The organism is Paenibacillus spiritus, from assembly GCF_008710135.1.
GTDB classification, from domain to species: Bacteria; Bacillota; Bacilli; order Paenibacillales; family Paenibacillaceae; genus Paenibacillus_AQ; species Paenibacillus_AQ glufosinatiresistens.
The window spans coordinates 39,834-58,899 of the sequence record NZ_VYKK01000016.1; the positions used below are offsets into that span (position 1 = coordinate 39,834).

At 57.6% G+C, this 19,066-nt stretch carries 19 protein-coding genes; all 19 read left to right on the forward strand.

What is annotated here, in order from left to right; genetic code table 11:
• Positions 1–21 precede the first annotated feature (21 nt).
• The 19 genes from tilS (at position 22) to lysS (ending at position 18,778) form a co-directional block, all read left to right on the forward strand.
• Positions 22–1,476 carry a tRNA lysidine(34) synthetase TilS gene (gene tilS / locus F4V43_RS12900; protein WP_150458664.1) on the forward strand — a complete coding sequence of 485 codons (1,455 nt, stop codon included), beginning with the start codon at positions 22–24 and terminating at the stop codon, positions 1,474–1,476.
• A 39-nt stretch (positions 1,477–1,515) separates the two neighbouring features.
• Positions 1,516–2,055, forward strand: a complete 540-nt coding sequence (gene hpt, locus F4V43_RS12905; RefSeq protein ID WP_150458665.1) for a hypoxanthine phosphoribosyltransferase — start codon at positions 1,516–1,518, stop codon at positions 2,053–2,055.
• A gap of 107 nt (positions 2,056–2,162) precedes the next feature.
• Positions 2,163–4,217 (forward strand): ATP-dependent zinc metalloprotease FtsH, encoded by a 2,055-nt coding sequence (gene ftsH / locus F4V43_RS12910; RefSeq protein ID WP_150458666.1) that lies wholly within the window; start codon positions 2,163–2,165, stop codon positions 4,215–4,217.
• Between the two features lie 320 nt (positions 4,218–4,537).
• Positions 4,538–5,476, forward strand: coding sequence for a quinolinate synthase NadA (nadA, locus tag F4V43_RS12915; protein WP_150458667.1), 939 nt, complete (start codon positions 4,538–4,540; stop codon positions 5,474–5,476).
• Positions 5,477–5,515: 39 nt separating this feature from the next.
• Positions 5,516–7,126, forward strand: a complete 1,611-nt coding sequence (nadB, locus tag F4V43_RS12920) for an L-aspartate oxidase (protein WP_150458668.1) — start codon at positions 5,516–5,518, stop codon at positions 7,124–7,126.
• On the forward strand, positions 7,123–7,998 hold the full coding sequence (gene nadC / locus F4V43_RS12925) for a carboxylating nicotinate-nucleotide diphosphorylase (RefSeq protein ID WP_150458669.1): 876 nt from the start codon (positions 7,123–7,125) through the stop codon (positions 7,996–7,998). Before nadB ends, nadC begins: the two co-directional genes overlap by 4 nt.
• Positions 7,995–8,762 (forward strand): type III pantothenate kinase, encoded by a 768-nt coding sequence (locus F4V43_RS12930; RefSeq protein ID WP_150458670.1) that lies wholly within the window; start codon positions 7,995–7,997, stop codon positions 8,760–8,762. The genes nadC and F4V43_RS12930 overlap by 4 nt, the downstream gene beginning before the upstream one ends.
• A gap of 43 nt (positions 8,763–8,805) precedes the next feature.
• Positions 8,806–9,690, forward strand: a complete 885-nt coding sequence (hslO, locus tag F4V43_RS12935; RefSeq protein WP_150458671.1) for an Hsp33 family molecular chaperone HslO — start codon at positions 8,806–8,808, stop codon at positions 9,688–9,690.
• 18 nt (positions 9,691–9,708) lie between these two features.
• Positions 9,709–10,644 carry a SurA N-terminal domain-containing protein gene (locus F4V43_RS12940; protein ID WP_150458672.1) on the forward strand — a complete coding sequence of 312 codons (936 nt, stop codon included), beginning with the start codon at positions 9,709–9,711 and terminating at the stop codon, positions 10,642–10,644.
• Positions 10,645–10,743: 99 nt separating this feature from the next.
• Positions 10,744–11,706 carry a cysteine synthase A gene (gene cysK / locus F4V43_RS12945; protein WP_150458673.1) on the forward strand — a complete coding sequence of 321 codons (963 nt, stop codon included), beginning with the start codon at positions 10,744–10,746 and terminating at the stop codon, positions 11,704–11,706.
• A gap of 286 nt (positions 11,707–11,992) precedes the next feature.
• Positions 11,993–12,574 (forward strand): aminodeoxychorismate/anthranilate synthase component II, encoded by a 582-nt coding sequence (pabA, locus tag F4V43_RS12950; RefSeq protein WP_150458674.1) that lies wholly within the window; start codon positions 11,993–11,995, stop codon positions 12,572–12,574.
• Complete coding sequence (locus tag F4V43_RS12955; RefSeq protein WP_150458675.1) at positions 12,571–13,437, forward strand: aminotransferase class IV; 867 nt, start codon at positions 12,571–12,573, stop codon at positions 13,435–13,437. Before pabA ends, F4V43_RS12955 begins: the two co-directional genes overlap by 4 nt.
• The gene (folP, locus tag F4V43_RS12960) at positions 13,434–14,288 is read left to right on the forward strand and encodes a dihydropteroate synthase (protein ID WP_150458676.1); all 855 of its coding nucleotides are present in this window, start codon (positions 13,434–13,436) and stop codon (positions 14,286–14,288) included. The genes F4V43_RS12955 and folP overlap by 4 nt, the downstream gene beginning before the upstream one ends.
• A gap of 37 nt (positions 14,289–14,325) precedes the next feature.
• Positions 14,326–14,697, forward strand: coding sequence for a dihydroneopterin aldolase (gene folB, locus F4V43_RS12965; RefSeq protein WP_150458677.1), 372 nt, complete (start codon positions 14,326–14,328; stop codon positions 14,695–14,697).
• On the forward strand, positions 14,697–15,221 hold the full coding sequence (gene folK / locus F4V43_RS12970; RefSeq protein ID WP_150458685.1) for a 2-amino-4-hydroxy-6-hydroxymethyldihydropteridine diphosphokinase: 525 nt from the start codon (positions 14,697–14,699) through the stop codon (positions 15,219–15,221). Before folB ends, folK begins: the two co-directional genes overlap by 1 nt.
• A complete protein-coding gene (locus F4V43_RS12975) occupies positions 15,197–15,409 on the forward strand; it encodes a helix-turn-helix domain-containing protein (RefSeq protein WP_150458678.1) in 213 nt (70 codons plus the stop codon). The genes folK and F4V43_RS12975 overlap by 25 nt, the downstream gene beginning before the upstream one ends.
• A gap of 16 nt (positions 15,410–15,425) precedes the next feature.
• On the forward strand, positions 15,426–16,424 hold the full coding sequence (gene dusB / locus F4V43_RS12980) for a tRNA dihydrouridine synthase DusB (protein ID WP_150458679.1): 999 nt from the start codon (positions 15,426–15,428) through the stop codon (positions 16,422–16,424).
• Between the two features lie 197 nt (positions 16,425–16,621).
• On the forward strand, positions 16,622–17,101 hold the full coding sequence (gene greA / locus F4V43_RS12985) for a transcription elongation factor GreA (protein ID WP_150458680.1): 480 nt from the start codon (positions 16,622–16,624) through the stop codon (positions 17,099–17,101).
• Between the two features lie 150 nt (positions 17,102–17,251).
• Positions 17,252–18,778, forward strand: a complete 1,527-nt coding sequence (gene lysS / locus F4V43_RS12990; protein ID WP_150458686.1) for a lysine--tRNA ligase — start codon at positions 17,252–17,254, stop codon at positions 18,776–18,778.
• The last annotated feature ends 288 nt before the right edge of the window (positions 18,779–19,066 follow it).

Genomic DNA, 19,066 nt, shown 5'->3' on the forward strand with positions numbered 1-19,066 from the left:
AGGCGGAGAGGATGGGCCGATATGGAGCAGTGGAACCGGCTGGTGCGGGCCGTAGAGGAAGCGGCGGGCGAGCATGGGCTGTGGAAGGCGAACGACCGGATTGTGGTCGCAGTATCCGGAGGGCCGGATTCTGTGGCTCTTTTGCATGTCCTTCGCCATATTTCCCTGCATTCGCTCCCTCTGAGCCTGATTTGCGCGCATGCCGATCACGGATTTCGGGAAGAATCCAGAGCGGAAGCCGAGCTGGTCCGCAAGATGGCGGACGAGCTGGGACTTCCGCTGGAGACGGCAGAGCTTCATGTGCCGGCCCATCTGGCAGAGAGCGGTCTTGGACCGGAGGGGACCGCCCGGGAGCTGCGGTATGCCTTTCTGGCGGAAGCGGCCGCACGGCACGGGGCCACGGGCATCGCGCTTGGCCATCATGCCGACGACCAGGCGGAGACGGTGCTGCTGCGGCTTTTGCGGGGAAGCGGTCCGACCGGTCTCGCGGGAATGCGGTGGAGACGTCCGTACAAAAAAGTGGAACTGCTGCGGCCTCTTCTCCGTATACAGAAGGCGGAGCTGGTCGGAGTCTGCCGCGAGCAGGGGTTTCCTTTTGCCGAGGATGCCAGCAATCTTCAGAGCCTGTATGTCCGCAATGCGGTACGGCTGGAGATTCTGCCCTTCCTGGAGAAGTACAGCCCGAGGCTTGGACAGTCGCTTAACCAGCTGGCCGAGATCGCAGCAGCCGAAGACGATTATATGGAAGCAAGCGCCGAGAAGCTGTACTTGAAGATCGCGCGCAGGGAAGGAGAACGGATATCGTTCGACCGGCATGCATTTGCCGGCGAGGCGTCCGCTTTACAACGGCGTTTGATTAAACTAATATTAAATTATCTGTCGGCGGACACGTCGGCGGTGGATTTTCCCAAGATTGAAGCGGTCCGACGAGGGGCGCTGCAGGCCCGTCCGACAGTCTGGAATCTGGATCTGGGCGGCGGGGTAACCTGTAAGCGGCAGTACGATACGATCGTCTTCACATCTGCTCCCTCCGGGAAGCAGACCAGCTATACATACGAGATGGAGATGCCTGTGTCCCGGCTGGAAATTCCGGAGATCGGCCGAAGTCTCGCAGCTGCGGTGCTGCAGAGGGAAGATTGGGCATCTCGGAAGGTTGAAGGCAACCGCCTGACGGCGGGGTTTGATCTGGAGGGTCTGGCATTTCCCCTGACCGTTCGGTCACGCCTGCCTGGAGATACCATGCGAATCATGGGATTAAACGGAAGCAAAAAGGTTAAAGATATTTACATTGATGATAAAATACCTTCTTCCGAACGCCATCGCATTCCGATTGTCTGCGACGCACTGGGCCAGATTCTCTGGATTCCCGGCGTCCGGCGATCGGCTCACGCCGCCGTTGGCCGGCACACGGCAGCGGTCCTTTTTCTGTCTCTGGAGGAAGGGAATGATGCGCCGGACGCGCTCCGACAGGAGTGACGGATTGCAAGCATAAGATTACCTTAGGAGGTACGCAAGTTGCAGAATGACATTCAGGAAGTGCTGATCAGCGAAGAGGAGATCCAGGAACGGATCAAGCAACTGGGCGCCGAGCTCAGTGCCAAATACGAGGGGCGGACTCCCCTTGTCATTTGCGTGCTGAAAGGCGCGTTTATTTTTATGGCCGATCTGGTTAAAGTCATTACAGTACCGGTAGAGATGGATTTCATGGCCGTCTCCAGCTACGGAGCCGAGACCAAGTCGTCCGGCGTAGTGAAGATCATCAAGGATCTCGACGTGCCGGTCAGCGGCCGGGATGTTCTGATCGTCGAGGACATCATCGACAGCGGACTGACGCTGAGTTATCTGATCGAGCTGCTGCAAGCCCGCGGAACGGCTTCAATTGAAGTTGTTACCCTGTTCGACAAGCCGGCGGGACGCACCGTTAAGCTGGAAGCCGATTATACCGGCTTCGTCATTCCCGACGAGTTCATCGTCGGCTATGGCTTGGACTACGCCGAGAAATACCGGAACCTCCCTTACATCGGGGTGCTGAAGCCGGAAATTTACTCCAAATAGCCTATTGACAGACCGGATGTCCGGCTCATTTTCCCGAAGTTCCTCTATTTGAGGTGCTCCGACAGGCTATGGTACAATAACTTAAGTGTTGTGAGAGGAGGTAGGGGATGAATCGGTTCATCCGAAATTCTGGTTTTTATTTGATTTTATTTTTAGTCGTGGTGGGCATCGTCCAGTTTGTCAGCAACGGAAATGAAGCCGCCGATTTCCCTAGATACGACCAACTTCGCCAGGAGATCAAGAACAACAACGTTAAGACCTTGACCGTACAGGCGGAGAACGGTGCCTTCCAGGTAACCGGCAAATACAAGGAGAAGCCCGAAGGGGCCAAATCCGAGAACTTCTCTACCTACATTCCTCCTACTGATACGGCTCTCAATGAGCTGGTTGACGCCAGCGAGGCGAACGGCGTGGAATATTCCCAGAAGAAGATGGAAGGCGACAGCATCTGGTTGACGTTCCTCTCCTCCATTATTCCGCTCGTAATCATGTTCATTCTGTTCTTCTTCCTGTTCAACCAGGCGCAGGGCGGCGGCGGCAAGGTCATGAATTTCGGCAAGAGCAAAGCCCGCCTCTACAATGAAGAGAAGAAGCGGGTCACGTTCGAGGATGTTGCCGGGGCCGACGAAGAGAAGCAGGAGCTTGTGGAAGTGGTTGAGTTCCTCAAAGACCCCCGCAAATTTGCTGCCGTGGGCGCGCGCATTCCGAAGGGCGTTCTGCTCGTAGGCCCTCCGGGTACCGGTAAAACCTTGCTTGCCCGCGCTGTTGCCGGCGAGGCAGGCGTTCCCTTCTTCAGCATTTCCGGTTCGGACTTCGTGGAAATGTTCGTCGGGGTCGGCGCATCCCGCGTCCGCGACCTCTTCGAGAACGCCAAGAAGAACGCGCCTTGCATTATCTTTATCGACGAGATCGACGCCGTCGGCCGCCAGCGCGGCGCCGGACTTGGCGGCGGTCACGATGAACGCGAACAAACGCTGAACCAGCTCCTCGTTGAGATGGACGGCTTCGGTGGCAACGAAGGCATTATTATCGTAGCGGCGACGAACCGTGCCGATATTCTCGACCCCGCCCTGCTCCGTCCGGGACGCTTCGACCGTCAGATTACGGTAGACCGTCCGGACGTCAAGGGACGCGAAGCGGTGCTGAAGGTTCACTCCCGCAACAAGCCGCTGACCAAGGATGTGAAGCTTGACGTCATCGCCAAGCGCACAACCGGCTTCACCGGCGCGGATCTGGAGAACCTCCTGAATGAAGCGGCTCTCTTGGCCGCCAGACGGAACCGCAAGGATATTACCATGCGTGAAGTCGACGAGGCCATCGACCGTGTGATCGTCGGCACCGAGAAGCGGAGCCGGGTAATCAGCGACCGGGAGAAACGCATCGTGGCTTACCACGAAGCGGGTCATACGATCGCAGGTTATTACCTGGAGAATGCCGATATGGTCCACAAGGTAACGATCATCCCGCGCGGCCGTGCCGGCGGATATGTGATCATGCTGCCGAAGGAAGACCGCATGCTGGTAACGAAGCAGGAATTGCTGGATAAAGTGACAGGCCTCCTCGGCGGCCGGGTCGCCGAAGAAATGTTCATCGGCGAGATCGGCACCGGCGCTTACAGCGACTTCCAGCAGGCGACGCGGATTGTCCGCTCCATGATTATGGAGTACGGAATGAGCGAGAAGCTCGGACCAATGCAGTTCGGCACCAGCCAGGGCCAGGTATTCCTGGGCCGCGATATCGGCCACGAGCAGAACTACAGCGATTCGATCGCCTACGAGATTGATCAGGAAATGCAGCGTTTCATCAATGATTGCTATGAACGCTGCCGCAAGCTGCTCGAAGAGCATGCCAATGAGATGCACCTGATTGCCAACACGCTGCTCGAGAAGGAGACGCTCGAACTCGACCAGATCCGTGAACTGATCGAGCAGGGCTACTTGTCCGAAGACGGCAAGCCGGATGAGGCCTCCGCCGAGACGGCTCCGGAGACAGGTGAACCCGTCATCGACAACGTCGGCGATGTGCGCGTGCGCATCCAGGGCAAATCGGAAGAACCGCTGTCAACGCCGGGCGGCGATGTGACGAAGGACATTCCGACCCGCCCGCAGGATGGCGGAAGCAATGACGGCAACGGCAATGGCAGCGGCGGCCCGTTGAGCTAAGGGCGCTGCTCATTATTCAAGAGACGGTTACGACCGCAAGGCTACTTGCGGCGGGGCCGTCTCTTTTATTTTGGCAGCCTCGGACTTCTTCTTCTGATACTTAAAATTTGCTGTAACTCCCCGTCCGCTTTCATTGACACAGCAGAATCCGTTGTGTACATTAGTGATTAACAATGACTGAATATGAAGATTCCGGGAAGCGGAATCGTCGGTGATTGCCGGAGACTATGCAGCGCGCGATTATGTTACTCATTTCACGATCATGGGTGTGCGGCATAGAGCATGGCTGTCGGCCGTGAGACATAAGGGGGATACGAGAATTGGAAGCTCTGGCGCTGGAGCACAAGCAGGAGCAGAACCGGGAACTGCGCGAGCGGCTCGAACAGCTGAAGAAGGAACGCAATGCCATTATTCTGGCGCATTATTATCAGCGCGATGAGATTCAGGAGGTTGCCGATTTCCGGGGCGACTCGTTCCTGCTGGCTCAGAAGGCGGCCGAGACGGACGCCGAGACCATCGTCTTTTGCGGGGTTCATTTTATGGGAGAGAGCGCCAAGATTCTGGCGCCGAACAAGACCGTCCTGATCCCGGACGAACGTGCCGGCTGCCCGATGGCCGATATGGTCAATGTGGACGGATTGCGCAAGCTGAAGGCGCAGCATCCGAACGCCAAGGTGGTTACGTACATCAACTCGTCGGCAGAGATTAAGGCGGAGACCGATATTTGCTGCACCTCGGCCAATGCCGTTCGGGTAATCGAATCCCTGGATGCCGAAGAGATCATCTGGGTACCGGACAAGAATCTGGGCCGCTACGTTCAGGAGAAGACCGGCAAGAAGATGATTATTTGGGAAGGCTATTGCAACACGCATGATATGCTGACGGTCAAGGATGTCTATGAGATGAAGGCCAAGTACCCGGAAGCGGAATTTGTCGTTCATCCGGAATGCCGGCCGGAAGTGGTCGCCCTGGGCGATTTTGTCGGAAGCACAACCGCAATCATTGATTACTGCCGCCGGTCGGACCGGAAGGAATTCATCGTCGGAACCGAGGACGGGACCGGTTATCAGCTCCGCAAGGACAGTCCGGACAAGAGCTTCCATTTTGCAAGCAAATTCCTGGTCTGCCCGAACATGAAGGTCAACAATCTCAAAAAGCTGGTCAAATGTCTGGAGACCATGAAGCCGCAGATTTATGTGCCTCAGGCCATCGCCGACAAGGCCAGAATCTCCTTAGAGCGCATGCTACAAGTCAAGTAGCATGCGCTACTCTTTCGTTGAAACAGGTGAAACGGTCTCATGATTCCACAATATTTGGTTGATTTTGATCTTCGGGAACTGCCGGTGGTCCGCACGGACTGCATCATTATCGGATCGGGCATTGCCGGCCTGTTCACGGCCATCCGTGCCGCCGAGGACCGCAAGGTCGTGATGCTGACCAAGAAATCGCTGATGGAGAGCAATACGCGGTATGCCCAGGGCGGCATCGCCGCCGTAATCGCCGAGGATGACTCGCCGGAGTTTCATTTGCAGGATACCTTGATGGCCGGTGCCGGGCTGTGTTCGCGGGAAGCGGTCGAGGTACTGGTAAACGAAGGGCCCGAGGGCGTGCAGGAGCTGATTCGGCTCGGGACCAAGTTCGATAAGGAAGACGGCGTACTGGCGTTGACTCAGGAGGGGGCGCACAGTCACCGCCGGATTCTGCATGCTAACGGCGACGCCACCGGCTACGAGATTGTGCGCGCGTTGTCGGAGCAGATTGCGAACCATGACCGGATTGAAGTCTGGGACGATCACTATGTCATCGACCTGATTACCGAAGACGGCGAATGCCGCGGCGCACTGGTTCAGCGGCCGAACGGAAGCCGGCTGTTTCTTCAAGGCGATGCGACGATTCTGTGTTCCGGCGGGGCCGGCCAGCTCTACCGGTATACGACCAATCCGGAGGTGGCGACCGGAGACGGGGTAGCGATTGCCTACCGCGCCGGCGCGCATATCCGCGATATGGAATTTATCCAATTCCACCCGACGGCGCTGAGTTATCCGGGCGCTCCCCGCTTTCTGATCTCTGAGGCGGTTCGGGGGGAGGGCGCCGTTCTGCGCAACATCCACGGCGAGCGGTTCATGGAACGCTATCATGAGCTGCTGGAGCTGGCTCCGCGCGACATTGTGGCCCGGGCGATTATTGACGAGATGGAAGCGACCAAATCGACGTTTGTGTATTTGGATATTACCCACGAATCGGCCGAGAAAGTGAAGCACCGGTTCCCGACCATATACGGGACCTGCATCGGCTATGGACTCGATATTACGACAGACTGGATTCCGGTGGCTCCGGCTGCGCATTATATGATGGGCGGGATCAAGACCGATCTGAACGGCGAGAGCAGCATCCCGCGTCTGTTCGCCTGCGGAGAGGTCTCTTCGACGGGTGTACACGGCGCGAACCGGCTGGCCAGCAATTCGCTGTCCGAAGCCATTGTATACGGCCGCCGGATTGTAGACCGCATCCGCAGTCTTCCCGGTCTCGGAGAAGTGCTGCCGAGTGCTGGCTGCGATGAAGGCCGCAGCGAGCATCCATCCCAGGCGGTAGTGGAACGGCGGCTCAAGCTGCAGAAGGTCATGGTGCGCCAAGTCGGTCTGCGGCGCAGCGAAGAGACGCTGACGAAGGGGCTGGAAGAGCTGAAACGGCAGCTTCCGATCTTTGCTTCCCGGCTGACAACGCCGGAAGATCTGGAGTTCGCCAATATGCTGACCTGCAGCCTGCTCATCACGGAGTCTGCATTGGCCCGCCAGGAGAGCCGCGGGGCTCATTACCGTGAAGACTTTGCCCAACGGGACGATGTGTGCTGGCGGAAGCACCTGCTCCAGATTCGGGAGCTGGGTATAGTGGAGGAGAACGAAGCATGATGTTTAACGGATATAATGAAGAATTGGTTCAGTCCATAAGAGGTTGGCTCCAGGAGGATGTCGGTTCCGGCGATGTGACGACGCGGACGACAATACCGGTCGGCCATCAGTCCAAGGGCATTATTCATGCCAAAGAGGCCGGGGTAATCTGCGGCGTGCCGATCGCCGAGCTGGTCTTTGAGATCGTCGATCCGGGCCTGTCGTTCACGGCCCATGTTCAAGATGGACAGTCTATTGCCAAGGGAACGGTCATCGCCGAGGTGGAGGGCAGCACCCATGCCATCCTGACGGGAGAGCGGCTGGCGCTGAATCTCATGCAGCGGCTCTCGGGTATCGCTACGCGAACCCAAATGTTCGTTCAGGCGCTCGAAGGACTGCCGACCCGGCTTGTCGATACCCGCAAGACCACTCCCGGGCACCGGATGCTTGAGAAATACGCGGTCCGTATCGGAGGCGGAGGCAATCACCGGTTCGGCCTGTATGACGCTGTCATGATTAAGGATAACCATATCAAGGGCGCGGGCGGCATTGCCCAGGCGGTAAGCCGGGCCCGCGCGAATATTCCGCATACGATGACGATTGAGGTGGAGACCGAGAATCTGGATCAAGTCCAGGAAGCGCTGGAGGCCGGAGCCGACATTATTATGCTGGACAATATGCCGCCCGCCCTGATGAGTGAAGCGGTCGCCCGGATCAAGGCCGCAGCCCCCAGGGTCAAGACGGAAGCGTCCGGCAATGTGTCGCTGGAGACGGTGCGCTCGATCGCCGAATCGGGTGTGGACATTATTTCCGTCGGCCGTCTGACCTACTCGTTCAACAGTCTGGACATCAGCCTGGATCTGAACGCGAAGAAGGGAGGGGCTCCGGCATGATGCTGGTTGTCGATATCGGAAATACGAATATTGTACTCGGCGTCTACCGCCGGCAGGAGCTGCTTCATCACTTCCGGCTGAGTACGGATCGGCAGTCCACCGCCGATGAATACGGCATCCGGATTCATAATTTGTTTCAGATGTCCGGCCTTTCCGTTAAAGAAGTAGAGGGCGTCATTATTTCCTCGGTTGTGCCGCCCATTGTCCAGGTGTTCGTCGATATGTGCGTCAAATATATCGGAATTGAACCGCTTGTTGTGGGGCCAGGCATCAAGACCGGCCTTAATTTGCGTTATGAGAACCCGCGCGAGGTCGGAGCCGACCGGATTGTGAATGCGGTAGCCGCTGTCGAGCGGTATCAATGTCCGCTGGTCGTGGTCGATTTTGGCACAGCCACTACGTTCGACTGCATTGACGCCTCAGCCAACTATTTGGGCGGAGCGATTGTCCCCGGGATCGGGATTGCGACGGAAGCGCTCTACCAGCGCGCCTCCAAGCTTCCGCGCATTGAGCTCGAGAAGCCGAAGAAGGTCATCGGCCGCAACACGGTTCATGCGATGCAGGCCGGTATCATTTACGGATATGCAGGACAGGTGGAAGGGATCGTCAAACGAATCAAGACCGAGATGAAGGCGCCTGATCTGAAGGTGATTGCCACCGGCGGCTTGGCCCCGCTGATAGCGGACGAGACGGACTGTATCGACGAGATCAATCCGATGCTGACGCTGGAAGGCTTGCGCCTTATTTATGAACGCAATCAATAAAGGCAGAACCACGATATTTTATTAACAAAAGGAGCATGCACCCATGAACAATACTAGCGACCGGCTGGTGCGCGGAACCGCCATGCAAGGCAGAGTCCGTGCGTTTGCCGTACGTACAACCGGCCTCGTCAACGAACTGCAGCGCCGCCACGATACGTATCCGACGGCTACCGCCGCCCTGGGACGCACGGTCACGGCCGCTGCCATGATGGGCGCGATGCTGAAGGGCCGGGAAGAGCTGAATATTCAGGTAAAAGGGGATGGACCGGTCGGGCAGATTACCGCCGAGTCCAATGCCCGGGGCGAAGTGCGCGGGATGATTCAGAACCCGCATGTTCACCTGCCGGCCAACGCGAAGGGCAAGCTGGATGTGGCCGGAGCGGTCGGAACAGAAGGATTCATCCATGTCATTAAAGACCTGGGTCTGAAAGAGCCGTACCGGGGCAGCATTCCGATTGTCTCGGGAGAGCTCGGGGAAGACTTCACGTATTATTTTGCCGCTTCGGAGCAGACGCCTTCGGCGGTCGGACTCGGCGTGCTGGTCAATCCGAACAACCGGGTTCAGGTGGCGGGCGGATTCATCATCCAGCTCCTTCCGGGGCTCAGCGATGATGAAATCGGCACCATCGAGAAGGCGATCTCCGCGATGCCGTCGGTCACGTCCCTGCTGGATGCCGGACTGGAGCCGGAGGAAATGCTGCGCCGCATCTGCCCGGATGCGGAGGTGCTGGATGAGATGCCCATCTCCTTCGTGTGCCAGTGTTCCCGCGAGCGCGTCGAGCAGACGCTGATCAGTCTGGGCCGGCATGAGCTGGAGCGGCTGATCGAGGAGGATCAGCAGGCGGAGGTCGTCTGTCATTTTTGCAATGAAGCCTATACATTCGACAAGAGCCAGCTTCAGCACATTCTGGACCAAGCCAAATCGTAAAATCGGGAGTGCGGGGAAATGACTAGACAGGAACGGGCGCTCCGCAAGGCGGTGGCAGCCCTGTCCGTCGTTGCGCTGCTGCTGGGAGCGCTGCTCGGCCGGGAGTGGATGCGAAGCGGACAGAAGGAGCCGGACGGCGGCGGGAACCAGGTGGTTGCCCGGGTCGCCGGGACCGGGATCACGCAGGCGGAGTGGCAGAATGAGCTTCGGCGCAGGTATGGCAGCGAGGTGCTGCTGTCTATGGTTAACCGGATTGCAGTCGAGCAGGAGGCACAGCGTCTGGGAGTAGAAGTATCCGAGGCAGAGGTGGATCAGGAACTGCGGCAGACGGCGGCCGGATATGGCTCCGAAGAGCAGTATTATCAGCAGATGAAAAGTGAGCTGGGCCTGACCCGGGAGGAAGTTCGGTCCGATACCCGCTATCGGCTTCTGCTTCAGGCCGTTGCAACATCCGGTATCGTGGTGTCGGATCAGGAGATTGAGGATTATCTCCAGGAGAATGCGGACCGGTTCCGGCCGAAGTGGCAGATCGAGCTGAGTCTGATTAAGCTGGATGATTATGCAGCCGCCGAAGACGTGTTGAACCGGCTCGACCGGGGAGAGGATTTCGAGACGCTGGCCCGGGAATTATCGACCGACCCGGACAGCAGACAGAACGGCGGCCGAATGGGCACGATTGAAGAGGACGACCCGTTCTGGCCCAAGGAATTGCTGAAGACAGCGCTGACGCTGAACCCCGGAGATATGGCGGGTCCGCTGGCGCTGGACGACGGGTTCGCGGTCATCCGCACCGATCATATCACCGTTCCGAAGACGCTCGGGGACGAGGAGATTCGCCGGCAGATTCGTCAGGAACTGGCGCTTGAACAGGCGCCGGCGCTGGCCGATGCAGAAGCGGAGCTGAGGAAGAAGTACGGTGCCGATCTGACGGTTGACAAGGACGATCAGGATTGATAAGATGAGGGTAAAGTAAAACCTACCGATTTAGTCGGAAATAGCGTCGGCAGGTTAGCGGTTAGACGATCCCATATTCCTTCAAGGAGGTTTTTGATTATGTCCAACGTAACACGCTCGTCTTCAGCCAAGGTGGTCAACAGCGTAACGGAACTGATCGGGGGCACGCCACTGGTTCGCCTGAACCGTGTGGTGCCGGAAGGCGCTGCCGAAGTTTATGTGAAGCTGGAATACCAGAACCCCGGCTCCAGCGTCAAGGACCGTATCGCGATCAGCATCGTGGAAGAAGCAGAGAAGGCGGGCCGCCTGAAGCCGGGCGCCACCATTGTGGAAGCCACCTCCGGGAATACGGGAATCGGACTCGCTCTGGTAGCCGCGGCCAAGGGCTACAAGGTGATCATCGTTATGCCTGAGACGATGAGCCTTGAGCGCCGCAACCTGCTGCGCGCTTACGGCGCCGAGCTGGTGCTGACGCCGGGATCGGAAGGCATGAACGGTGCGGTTAAGAAAGCGGAGCAGATTCTGGCGGAGAACCCGGACTATTTCATCGCCGAACAGTTCAAGAATCCGGCGAACCTGAAGATTCACCGGGAGACCACCGGACCGGAAATTGTAGAAGCGATTGAATCGCTGGACGGCAAGCTGGATGCATTCGTAGCCGGGATCGGAACGGGCGGCACCATCACCGGTGCGGGTGAAGTGCTGAAGGAGAACTATCCGGACATCAAGATCTATGCGGTAGAACCGGCAGCCTCGCCGATTCTGGCCGGCGGCAAGCCGGGCCCGCACAAGATTCAGGGGATCGGCGCCAACTTCATCCCGGATATTCTCAACCAGAATGTCTACGACGAGATTATTCATGTCGAGAATGACGAGGCCTTTGAGACGGCTCGCCGCGTCGCCAAGGAAGAGGGCATTCTGTCCGGTATTTCCTCCGGCGCTGCCATCTTTGCCGCGATTAAGGTCGCCAAGGAACTGGGCGCCGGCAAGCGTGTGGTCGCCATCGTTCCAAGCAACGGCGAACGCTACCTCAGCACGCCGCTGTATAACTTCGAAGCTTAAGACTGCTGCTATCGCCGTGGCGGCCGGATCTCCGGCTGCCGAACGGCTTGCAAGCCCCTGACCGCCAATGGGCGGCAGGGGCTTTTGCTTGGGGAGGCATGGGAAAGGCTTGGGAATGGCATGGGAAGGAAATTGCTGCGCGGGGTTCCCAAAAGCATGTCCCATGCCGTATACTGACAGGCAAACCGGATTCCGCCGGACTGGATTGACTGCAGCAGCGTTATGGAATTTAATAGGGGTATACGGACAAATGCTTAAGCGGCGGACAAGAAGGAGAGATAAGCGCATGATCCTGGTCATCGACAACTACGATTCATTTACCTATAATCTCGTGCAGTATTTGGGCGAGTTGAATCAGGAGGTCAAGGTGTTCCGCAACGACGAGATCACTCTGGAGGAGATCGAGCGGCTCGCACCGGATCATATTCTGATCTCGCCGGGACCGTGTACGCCGACTGAGGCCGGCATCAGTCTCGATCTGATCCGGCATTTCAAAGGCCGGATTCCGATCTTCGGCGTCTGCTTGGGCCACCAGGCGATCGGACAGGCTTTTGGCGGGAAGGTCATCCGGGCCCCAAGGCTGATGCACGGCAAGACTTCGCCGATTCTTCACCGCGGCGAGTCCGTTTTTGAAGGGATGGAATCGCCGTTCACGGCTACCCGCTATCATTCGCTGATCGTCGAGCGGGAGAGCCTGCCGGATTGCCTGGAGATTACCGCAGAGACGGCGGAAGGCGAAATCATGGGGCTGCGCCACAAGGAATATCCGATCGAAGGCGTTCAGTTCCATCCGGAGTCAATTGTTACCGATCACGGGCATACGATGCTGCGCAATTTCCTGAAGCGTACGGCCGGAGAGCCGGCATGAATTTTATAGGCTTGAACGGCGCGGTCTGCGCCGCTGAAGAGGCCGTGGTGTCCGTCAGGGATCACGGCTTTTTGTACGGGATGGGCTTGTTCGAGACGTTCCGCACCTATAAGGGCAAGCCTTTTCTGCTGGAGCGCCATCTGAAGCGTCTGGAGGCGGGCTGCCGCGAGTTGGGAATTCCGTACCAGGGAGGTGCCGGGCAACTGGCAGAATGGATCGCGAGCCTCATGGCTGCCAACGGCTTGGAGGAGGCCTATATCCGGTATACCGTGACCGCCGGTGAGGATCTGCTCGGCCTGCCTTCCGGCGATTACCGTAATCCCAACCGGGTGCTGTTCGCCAAGGCGCTCCCGCCGGCGGTCCCGGTGCGGGACGCCGTGCTGCTTCATACGGTGCGCAATACCCCCGAGGCCCCTGTCCGACGCAAAAGCCTTCATTATATGAACAGCATTCTCGGCAAAAGGGAACTGAATCTCCATCCCGCCTCCTCTTCCGGAGCCGAAGGGCTGATGCTTACCCAAGGCGGCCATGTGGCGGAGGGAGTGGTCAGCAATGTGTTCTGGGTCCGGGAGGGGAAGCTCTATACGCCGGATGTATCCGCCGGCATCCTACCGGGCATTACCCGGGAAATGGTGCTGGAGCTGGCCGGGCAGGCCGGGATCGAGGCAGAGACCGGATTATATGATGCCGGATGTTTGCTGATGGCACAGGAGATGTTCATAACCGGGTCGGTGCAGGGAATTACGCCGGTTACCGGCGTATGGACAGGCGGCACACGGAAGGCAATCGGCCGGGGCGCACCCGGGCCCATCACGCTTGAACTGCAGCGAAGATACAACCTTGAGACGGGAGAGAAGCCATGAGACCGAACCTATATGCACGCGATTATAGAATGGGGCAGGCCCGGATTAAGCTGGGAACGCGGACCCTCATTATGGGAATACTGAATGTAACCCCCGATTCCTTCTCGGACGGCGGACTGTGGGACCATCCCGATCTGGCGGTGGAGCAGGCGCTTCGGCTGGCGGGAGAAGGAGCGGATATCATTGACATCGGCGGCGAATCGACACGTCCGGGGCATGAGCCGGTGGATTTGGAAGAGGAATTAAGGCGGGTTATCCCGGTTGTGGAGCGTATTCACCGGGCGGCTCCGCATCTTCCGCTGTCGGTGGATACGTACAAAGCGGAAGTCGCCCGGCAGGCGCTGGCGGCGGGGGCCCATATCATCAACGATGTATGGGGCTGTAAGGCCGACGAAGGGATGGCGCGGGTGGCCGCCGAGGCGGGCTGCCCGATTATTTTGACGCATAACCGCAAGGACCGGAACTATACCGATCTGGAGACCGATATGAAGACGGATCTGGCTGAGAGTATAACGCTTGCGCTGGACGCGGGGGTTCAACCCGACCGCATCATTCTGGACCCCGGTATCGGCTTTGCCAAGAATTATGACGAGAATCTGCAGGCCATGATGAAGCTGGACGCGCTGGGAGCGCTCGGTTATCCGATGCTGCTGGGCACTTCCCGCAAAAAGTTCATCCGCACCGTCCTGGACCTTCCGGCAGATGATGTCGTGGAGGGAACGGCTGCCACCGTGGCCTTCGGCATTGCCCAAGGCTGCCAGATTGTGCGCGTTCATGATGTGCGGCAGATGAAACGGACGGTGGCCATGTGCGACGCGATGCTGTATGCCGGCCGGCCGGAGATTCACTGAAGAGACAGGGGAACAGCAGGAAGGGAGCCGACTTAACTTGGATAAAATGAAGCTGCACCGCATGGAATACTACGGCCGTCACGGCGTATTTGAAGAGGAGCGCCGTCTGGGCCAGCGCTTCTATGTAGACCTGGAACTCGATCTGGATTTGGCTCCGGCCGGCCGGACCGATCAATTGGAGCTGACGATCAATTACGCCGAAATTCATGAGCGGGTCCGGTCGATCGTAGAGAACGAGTCCTTTAAGCTGATCGAGGCGCTGGGCGAACGTATTGCATCCGTACTGCTGGACACGTATACTGAAGTTGCTGCGGTCCTGGTCGGAGTGACCAAGCCGCATCCGCCGTTCGACATTCATTTCGAAGGCGTTACCGTAGAACTGCGGAGAACGAGAAAGCGAGAATCATGATGAAGTCATTGTCCACCTCTGAGCCGTCAGAGGCTTATATTGCTTTAGGGGCCAATTTGGGCGACCGGTTGGGGACCCTGCGCGAGGCACTGGCTCTGCTCGATGCCGAAGAGGGTCTAACCGTGCTGCGGGCATCGGGGGTCTATGAGACCGAACCCGTCGGCTACCTGGACCAGCCCCGCTTCCTCAATATGGCGGCCGCCCTGCGGACCTCGCTGGGGCCGGAAGAACTGCTGAAGACCCTGCTGAGAACAGAGAACCGGCTCGGCCGGGTTCGTCAGATTGTCAATGGTCCGCGAACACTCGATCTGGACCTGCTGTGGATGGAAGGGCGGCGCATGAACACGCCGCTGTTGTCGCTGCCGCACCCGCGGATGTGGGAACGGGCCTTTGTTATGGTACCGCTGGCGGACATTGTACCCGAGGACGATTCCACCGGCCTGCGCGCCCTGGTGCAGGGAGCATTGCAAGGGCTAGACGGAAAGGATGGAATGGAACTGTGGACACCAAGCGTGTGGGGCTGAGGGTTCGTTCATTCCGCAAGCTGAAGGGATATACCCAACAGGAGCTGGCCGATCGGGCCGGTATTTCTCTGGCGCTGCTTGGCGCTGTAGAGCGGGGCAACCGGCGCCTTGAAGAACAAATTTTAAATAAAATTGCGACTGTATTGGATATAAGTGCGGAAGAACTGTCCGATAGGTCGTCCAACTAGAAGGAAGGGAACCCCAATGCTGAGAATCGGCGATATTGAATTGAAGAATCAGGTGGTGCTGGCTCCCATGGCGGGCGTCTGCAATCCGGCGTTCCGCCTGATCGCCAAGGAGTTCGGCACCGGTCTGGTGTGCGCCGAGATGGTCAGCGACAAAGCGATCATGCACGGCAACAAGCGAACCCGGGAAATGCTGTTCGTCGACGACCGGGAGAAGCCGCTCAGTCTGCAAATCTTTGGCGGCGACCGCCAGTCGCTGGTCGAGGCGGCCAAGGTCGTGGACAAAGAGACCAACGCCGACATTATTGACATTAATATGGGATGCCCGGTGCCTAAGGTAACCAAATGCGATGCCGGTGCCCGCTGGCTGCTGGACCCCGGCAAAATCTACGAAATGGTGTCGGCCGTTGTCGACGCCGTCGAGAAGCCGGTTACCGTCAAGATGCGGATCGGCTGGGACAGCGAGCATATCTATGTGGTCGAGAATGCCCGCGCCGTGGAACGGGCCGGGGGCCAGGCCATCAGCGTGCACGGACGCACGCGGGAACAGCTCTACACGGGCCATGCTGACTGGAGCTACATCCGCCAGGCCAAGGAGGCCGTATCGATTCCGGTCATCGGCAACGGTGATGTGCAGACGCCGCAGGATGCCCGGGCGATGCTGGATCAGACCGGCTGCGACGGCGTTATGATTGGCCGGGGAGCGCTCGGCAATCCGTGGATGCTGTACCGGACGGTGCAGTATCTGAGCACCGGCGAGCTTTTGCCCGACCCGTCGCCGCAGGAGAAGATCGAGGTTGCCATTCTGCATATGGACCGGCTGATCGCGCTCAAGGGAGAAGCGGTCGCCGTGCGAGAAATGCGCAAGCATTTGGCCTGGTACCTGAAAGGTCTGAAAGGCGCTGCCCGCGTCAAAGACCTGATTATGGAAGAGACGAAGCGCGACGAAATGGTGCGGATTTTGAGTGATTTTGTCGAGTACGCCACCTATGAAGAATCCGGATTATCCGCCGTCTGACCGACCTTATCTGCTGCTGCCGTGGATGCGGGAACGCTTTACACCCTGTCATTGACATTTTGTAACGGTTCCCATATAATTTCACAGTATAAATTTGAAGATACGATACAAGAGCGCAGGAAGAGGGTTCTGATCCCCCCGGATACGCATATAGTTATGGTGTTTTTCATTATGCAGACGACAGGAGAATCGGTTAGATGAGCGATAAAGAAGTTATTCTTACCCCGGACGGGTTGAAGCGTCTGGAAGAAGAGCTGGAGAACCTTAAGTCGGTCAAGCGCCGCGAGGTGGCGGAACGGATCAAGGTGGCGATCGGCTACGGCGACATCAGCGAGAACTCGGAATACGAGGACGCCAAGAATGAGCAGGCTTTTATTGAAGGCCGGATTATTACACTCGAGAAGATGCTGCGCAACGCCCGCATTATCAACAGCGACGAGATCGATACGGAGACGGTCAGCATCGGGGTTACCGTTACCGTGGAAGATATGGAGTACGGCGACACGATGGAATATACTATCGTCGGTACAGCGGAGTCCGACCCGCTGAACAACAAGATCTCCAATGAAAGTCCGGTAGGCAAGGCGATTATCGGCAAGAAGAAGGGCGCTGTCGTCGATGTCAGCGTACCGGCAGGCGTCATTCAATACAAAATCATTGATATCCAAATGAAATAGGCGGCTTCCTCCGGGAAGCCTTTTCTCACAAATACCCGCGTCGCTCCCCGCCAGGTGCCCGATCGTTTCGGAGCAAGTCGTGCCTGGTGGGGTTGTCTTGCGTTGGCGGACTCATATGAACAGCAGTTGGAGAAGGGAATGGAATCGAAGATGAATGAACAGATGAACAACAGTCAGGTCCAGCCGGAGGAGGAGCTGAGCGAGCTGCTGCGGATTCGCCGGGGCAAGCTGGACGAGCTGCGAGCGCTGGGAATTGATCCGTTCGGCAAAAAATACGCGCGCACTCACCATGCGGGCGATATTTTGGCGCAATATGACGGGATGACCAACGAGGAGCTGGAAGAGCTGGACGTAACCGTCCACGTAGCCGGCCGGATTATGGCCAAACGGAAGATGGGCAAGGCGAGCTTCTCCCATATCCAGGACCTCAGCGGCCGCATTCAGATTTATGTTCGTCAGGACAGCGTGCCGGCGGACAAGTATGAAGCGTTTGGCATTCTGGATCTGGGCGACATCATCGGCGTTACCGGCAAAGTCTTCAAGACCAAGACCGGCGAGACCAGCATCAAAGTCGAAGATCTGGAGGTGCTCTCCAAGTCCCTGCTTCCGCTGCCGGATAAGTATCACGGACTCCAGGACGTCGAGCTGCGCTACCGCCAGCGTTATGTCGATCTGATTATCAATCCCGAAGTTCAGCAGACATTCATCACGCGTTCCCGGATCATCCAGTCGATGCGCCGGTATCTGGATTCGCTCGGTTATCTGGAAGTTGAGACGCCGACCCTGCATGCCATCGCCGGCGGAGCGGCAGCCCGCCCGTTCATTACATTCCACAATACGCTGGAAATGCAGTTGTACATGCGGATCGCCATTGAGCTGCATCTGAAGCGCCTGATTGTAGGCGGTCTGGAGAAAGTGTATGAGATCGGCCGCGTCTACCGGAACGAAGGGATTTCGACCCGTCATAACCCGGAGTTCACAATGATCGAGCTGTATGAAGCCTATGCGGATTACAAGGACATTATGCAGTTAACCGAGAACCTGATCGCCCATATCGCCCAGGATGTCCTCGGTACGCAAAAGATCCAGTATCAAGGCCATGAAGTGGACCTGACTCCGCAGTGGCGCCGCGTCTCCATGGTCGAGGCCGTCAAGGAAGTGACCGGTGTTGACTTCGGCGTGCAGATGTCGGATGAAGAAGCCCATCGTCTGGCTAAGGAGCATAAAGTACCGGTAGAGAAGCACATGACGTTCGGTCATATTCTGAATGCCTTCTTCGAGCATTTTGTAGAAGAGACGCTGATTCAGCCGACCTTTATTACCGGACATCCGGTTGAAATCTCGCCTCTGGCGAAGAAAAACGACCAGGATCCGCGGTTCACGGATCGCTTTGAATTGTTCATTGTCGCCCGCGAGCATGCGAATGCGTTCAGCGAGCTGAACGATCCGATTGACCAGCGGCAGCGGTTTGAAGCCCAACTCCGCGAGAAGGAGCAGGGCAACGACGAAGCGCATGAGATGGACGAGGACTTCATCCGGGCGCTGGAACATGGTATGCCGCCTACCGGGGGTCTCGGCATCGGTGTAGACCGTCTGGTCATGCTGCTGACCAACGCTGCTTCGATCCGAGACGTACTGCTGTTCCCGCATATGCGGAACAAAGGCGGAGAGCAATAAGACCGGAAGGAAACGATCGACCGCGGGCGTATGCCCGCGGTTTTTTCTATGTTTTAAGCCAGCCGAATAATAATTCAAATAAACACTTGCCAAGTAACTTCGATTCGTGGTATATTCTTATTCCGGCCGATTGATCCTGATTCGATCGAATGAAACAAGATCAAAAAAAGTGCTTGCACAAAACGGCCGAACGTGATATAGTATAAGAGTTGCTGGTGCGAACGAGCATCGGTGATGAAGATGGTTTGATCTTTGAAAACTGAACAACGAGTGAGTATTAATCGAGAG

Bases quoted from the DNA above. Each gene is read 5' to 3' on its own strand.
- tilS (WP_150458664.1), top strand. From the start codon at position 22: ATGGAGCAGTGGAACCGGCTGGTGCGGGCCGTAGAGGAAGCGGCGGGC.
- hslO (WP_150458671.1), top strand. From the start codon at position 8,806: ATGAACAATACTAGCGACCGGCTGGTGCGCGGAACCGCCATGCAAGGC.
- dusB (WP_150458679.1), top strand. From the start codon at position 15,426: ATGCTGAGAATCGGCGATATTGAATTGAAGAATCAGGTGGTGCTGGCT.
- F4V43_RS12930 (WP_150458670.1), top strand. From the start codon at position 7,995: ATGATGCTGGTTGTCGATATCGGAAATACGAATATTGTACTCGGCGTC.
- ftsH (WP_150458666.1), top strand. From the start codon at position 2,163: ATGAATCGGTTCATCCGAAATTCTGGTTTTTATTTGATTTTATTTTTA.
- folK (WP_150458685.1), top strand. From the start codon at position 14,697: ATGAAGTCATTGTCCACCTCTGAGCCGTCAGAGGCTTATATTGCTTTA.
- cysK (WP_150458673.1), top strand. From the start codon at position 10,744: ATGTCCAACGTAACACGCTCGTCTTCAGCCAAGGTGGTCAACAGCGTA.
- folP (WP_150458676.1), top strand. From the start codon at position 13,434: ATGAGACCGAACCTATATGCACGCGATTATAGAATGGGGCAGGCCCGG.
- F4V43_RS12940 (WP_150458672.1), top strand. From the start codon at position 9,709: ATGACTAGACAGGAACGGGCGCTCCGCAAGGCGGTGGCAGCCCTGTCC.
- greA (WP_150458680.1), top strand. From the start codon at position 16,622: ATGAGCGATAAAGAAGTTATTCTTACCCCGGACGGGTTGAAGCGTCTG.
- F4V43_RS12955 (WP_150458675.1), top strand. From the start codon at position 12,571: ATGAATTTTATAGGCTTGAACGGCGCGGTCTGCGCCGCTGAAGAGGCC.
- nadB (WP_150458668.1), top strand. From the start codon at position 5,516: ATGATTCCACAATATTTGGTTGATTTTGATCTTCGGGAACTGCCGGTG.
- pabA (WP_150458674.1), top strand. From the start codon at position 11,993: ATGATCCTGGTCATCGACAACTACGATTCATTTACCTATAATCTCGTG.
- lysS (WP_150458686.1), top strand. From the start codon at position 17,252: ATGAATGAACAGATGAACAACAGTCAGGTCCAGCCGGAGGAGGAGCTG.
- nadC (WP_150458669.1), top strand. From the start codon at position 7,123: ATGATGTTTAACGGATATAATGAAGAATTGGTTCAGTCCATAAGAGGT.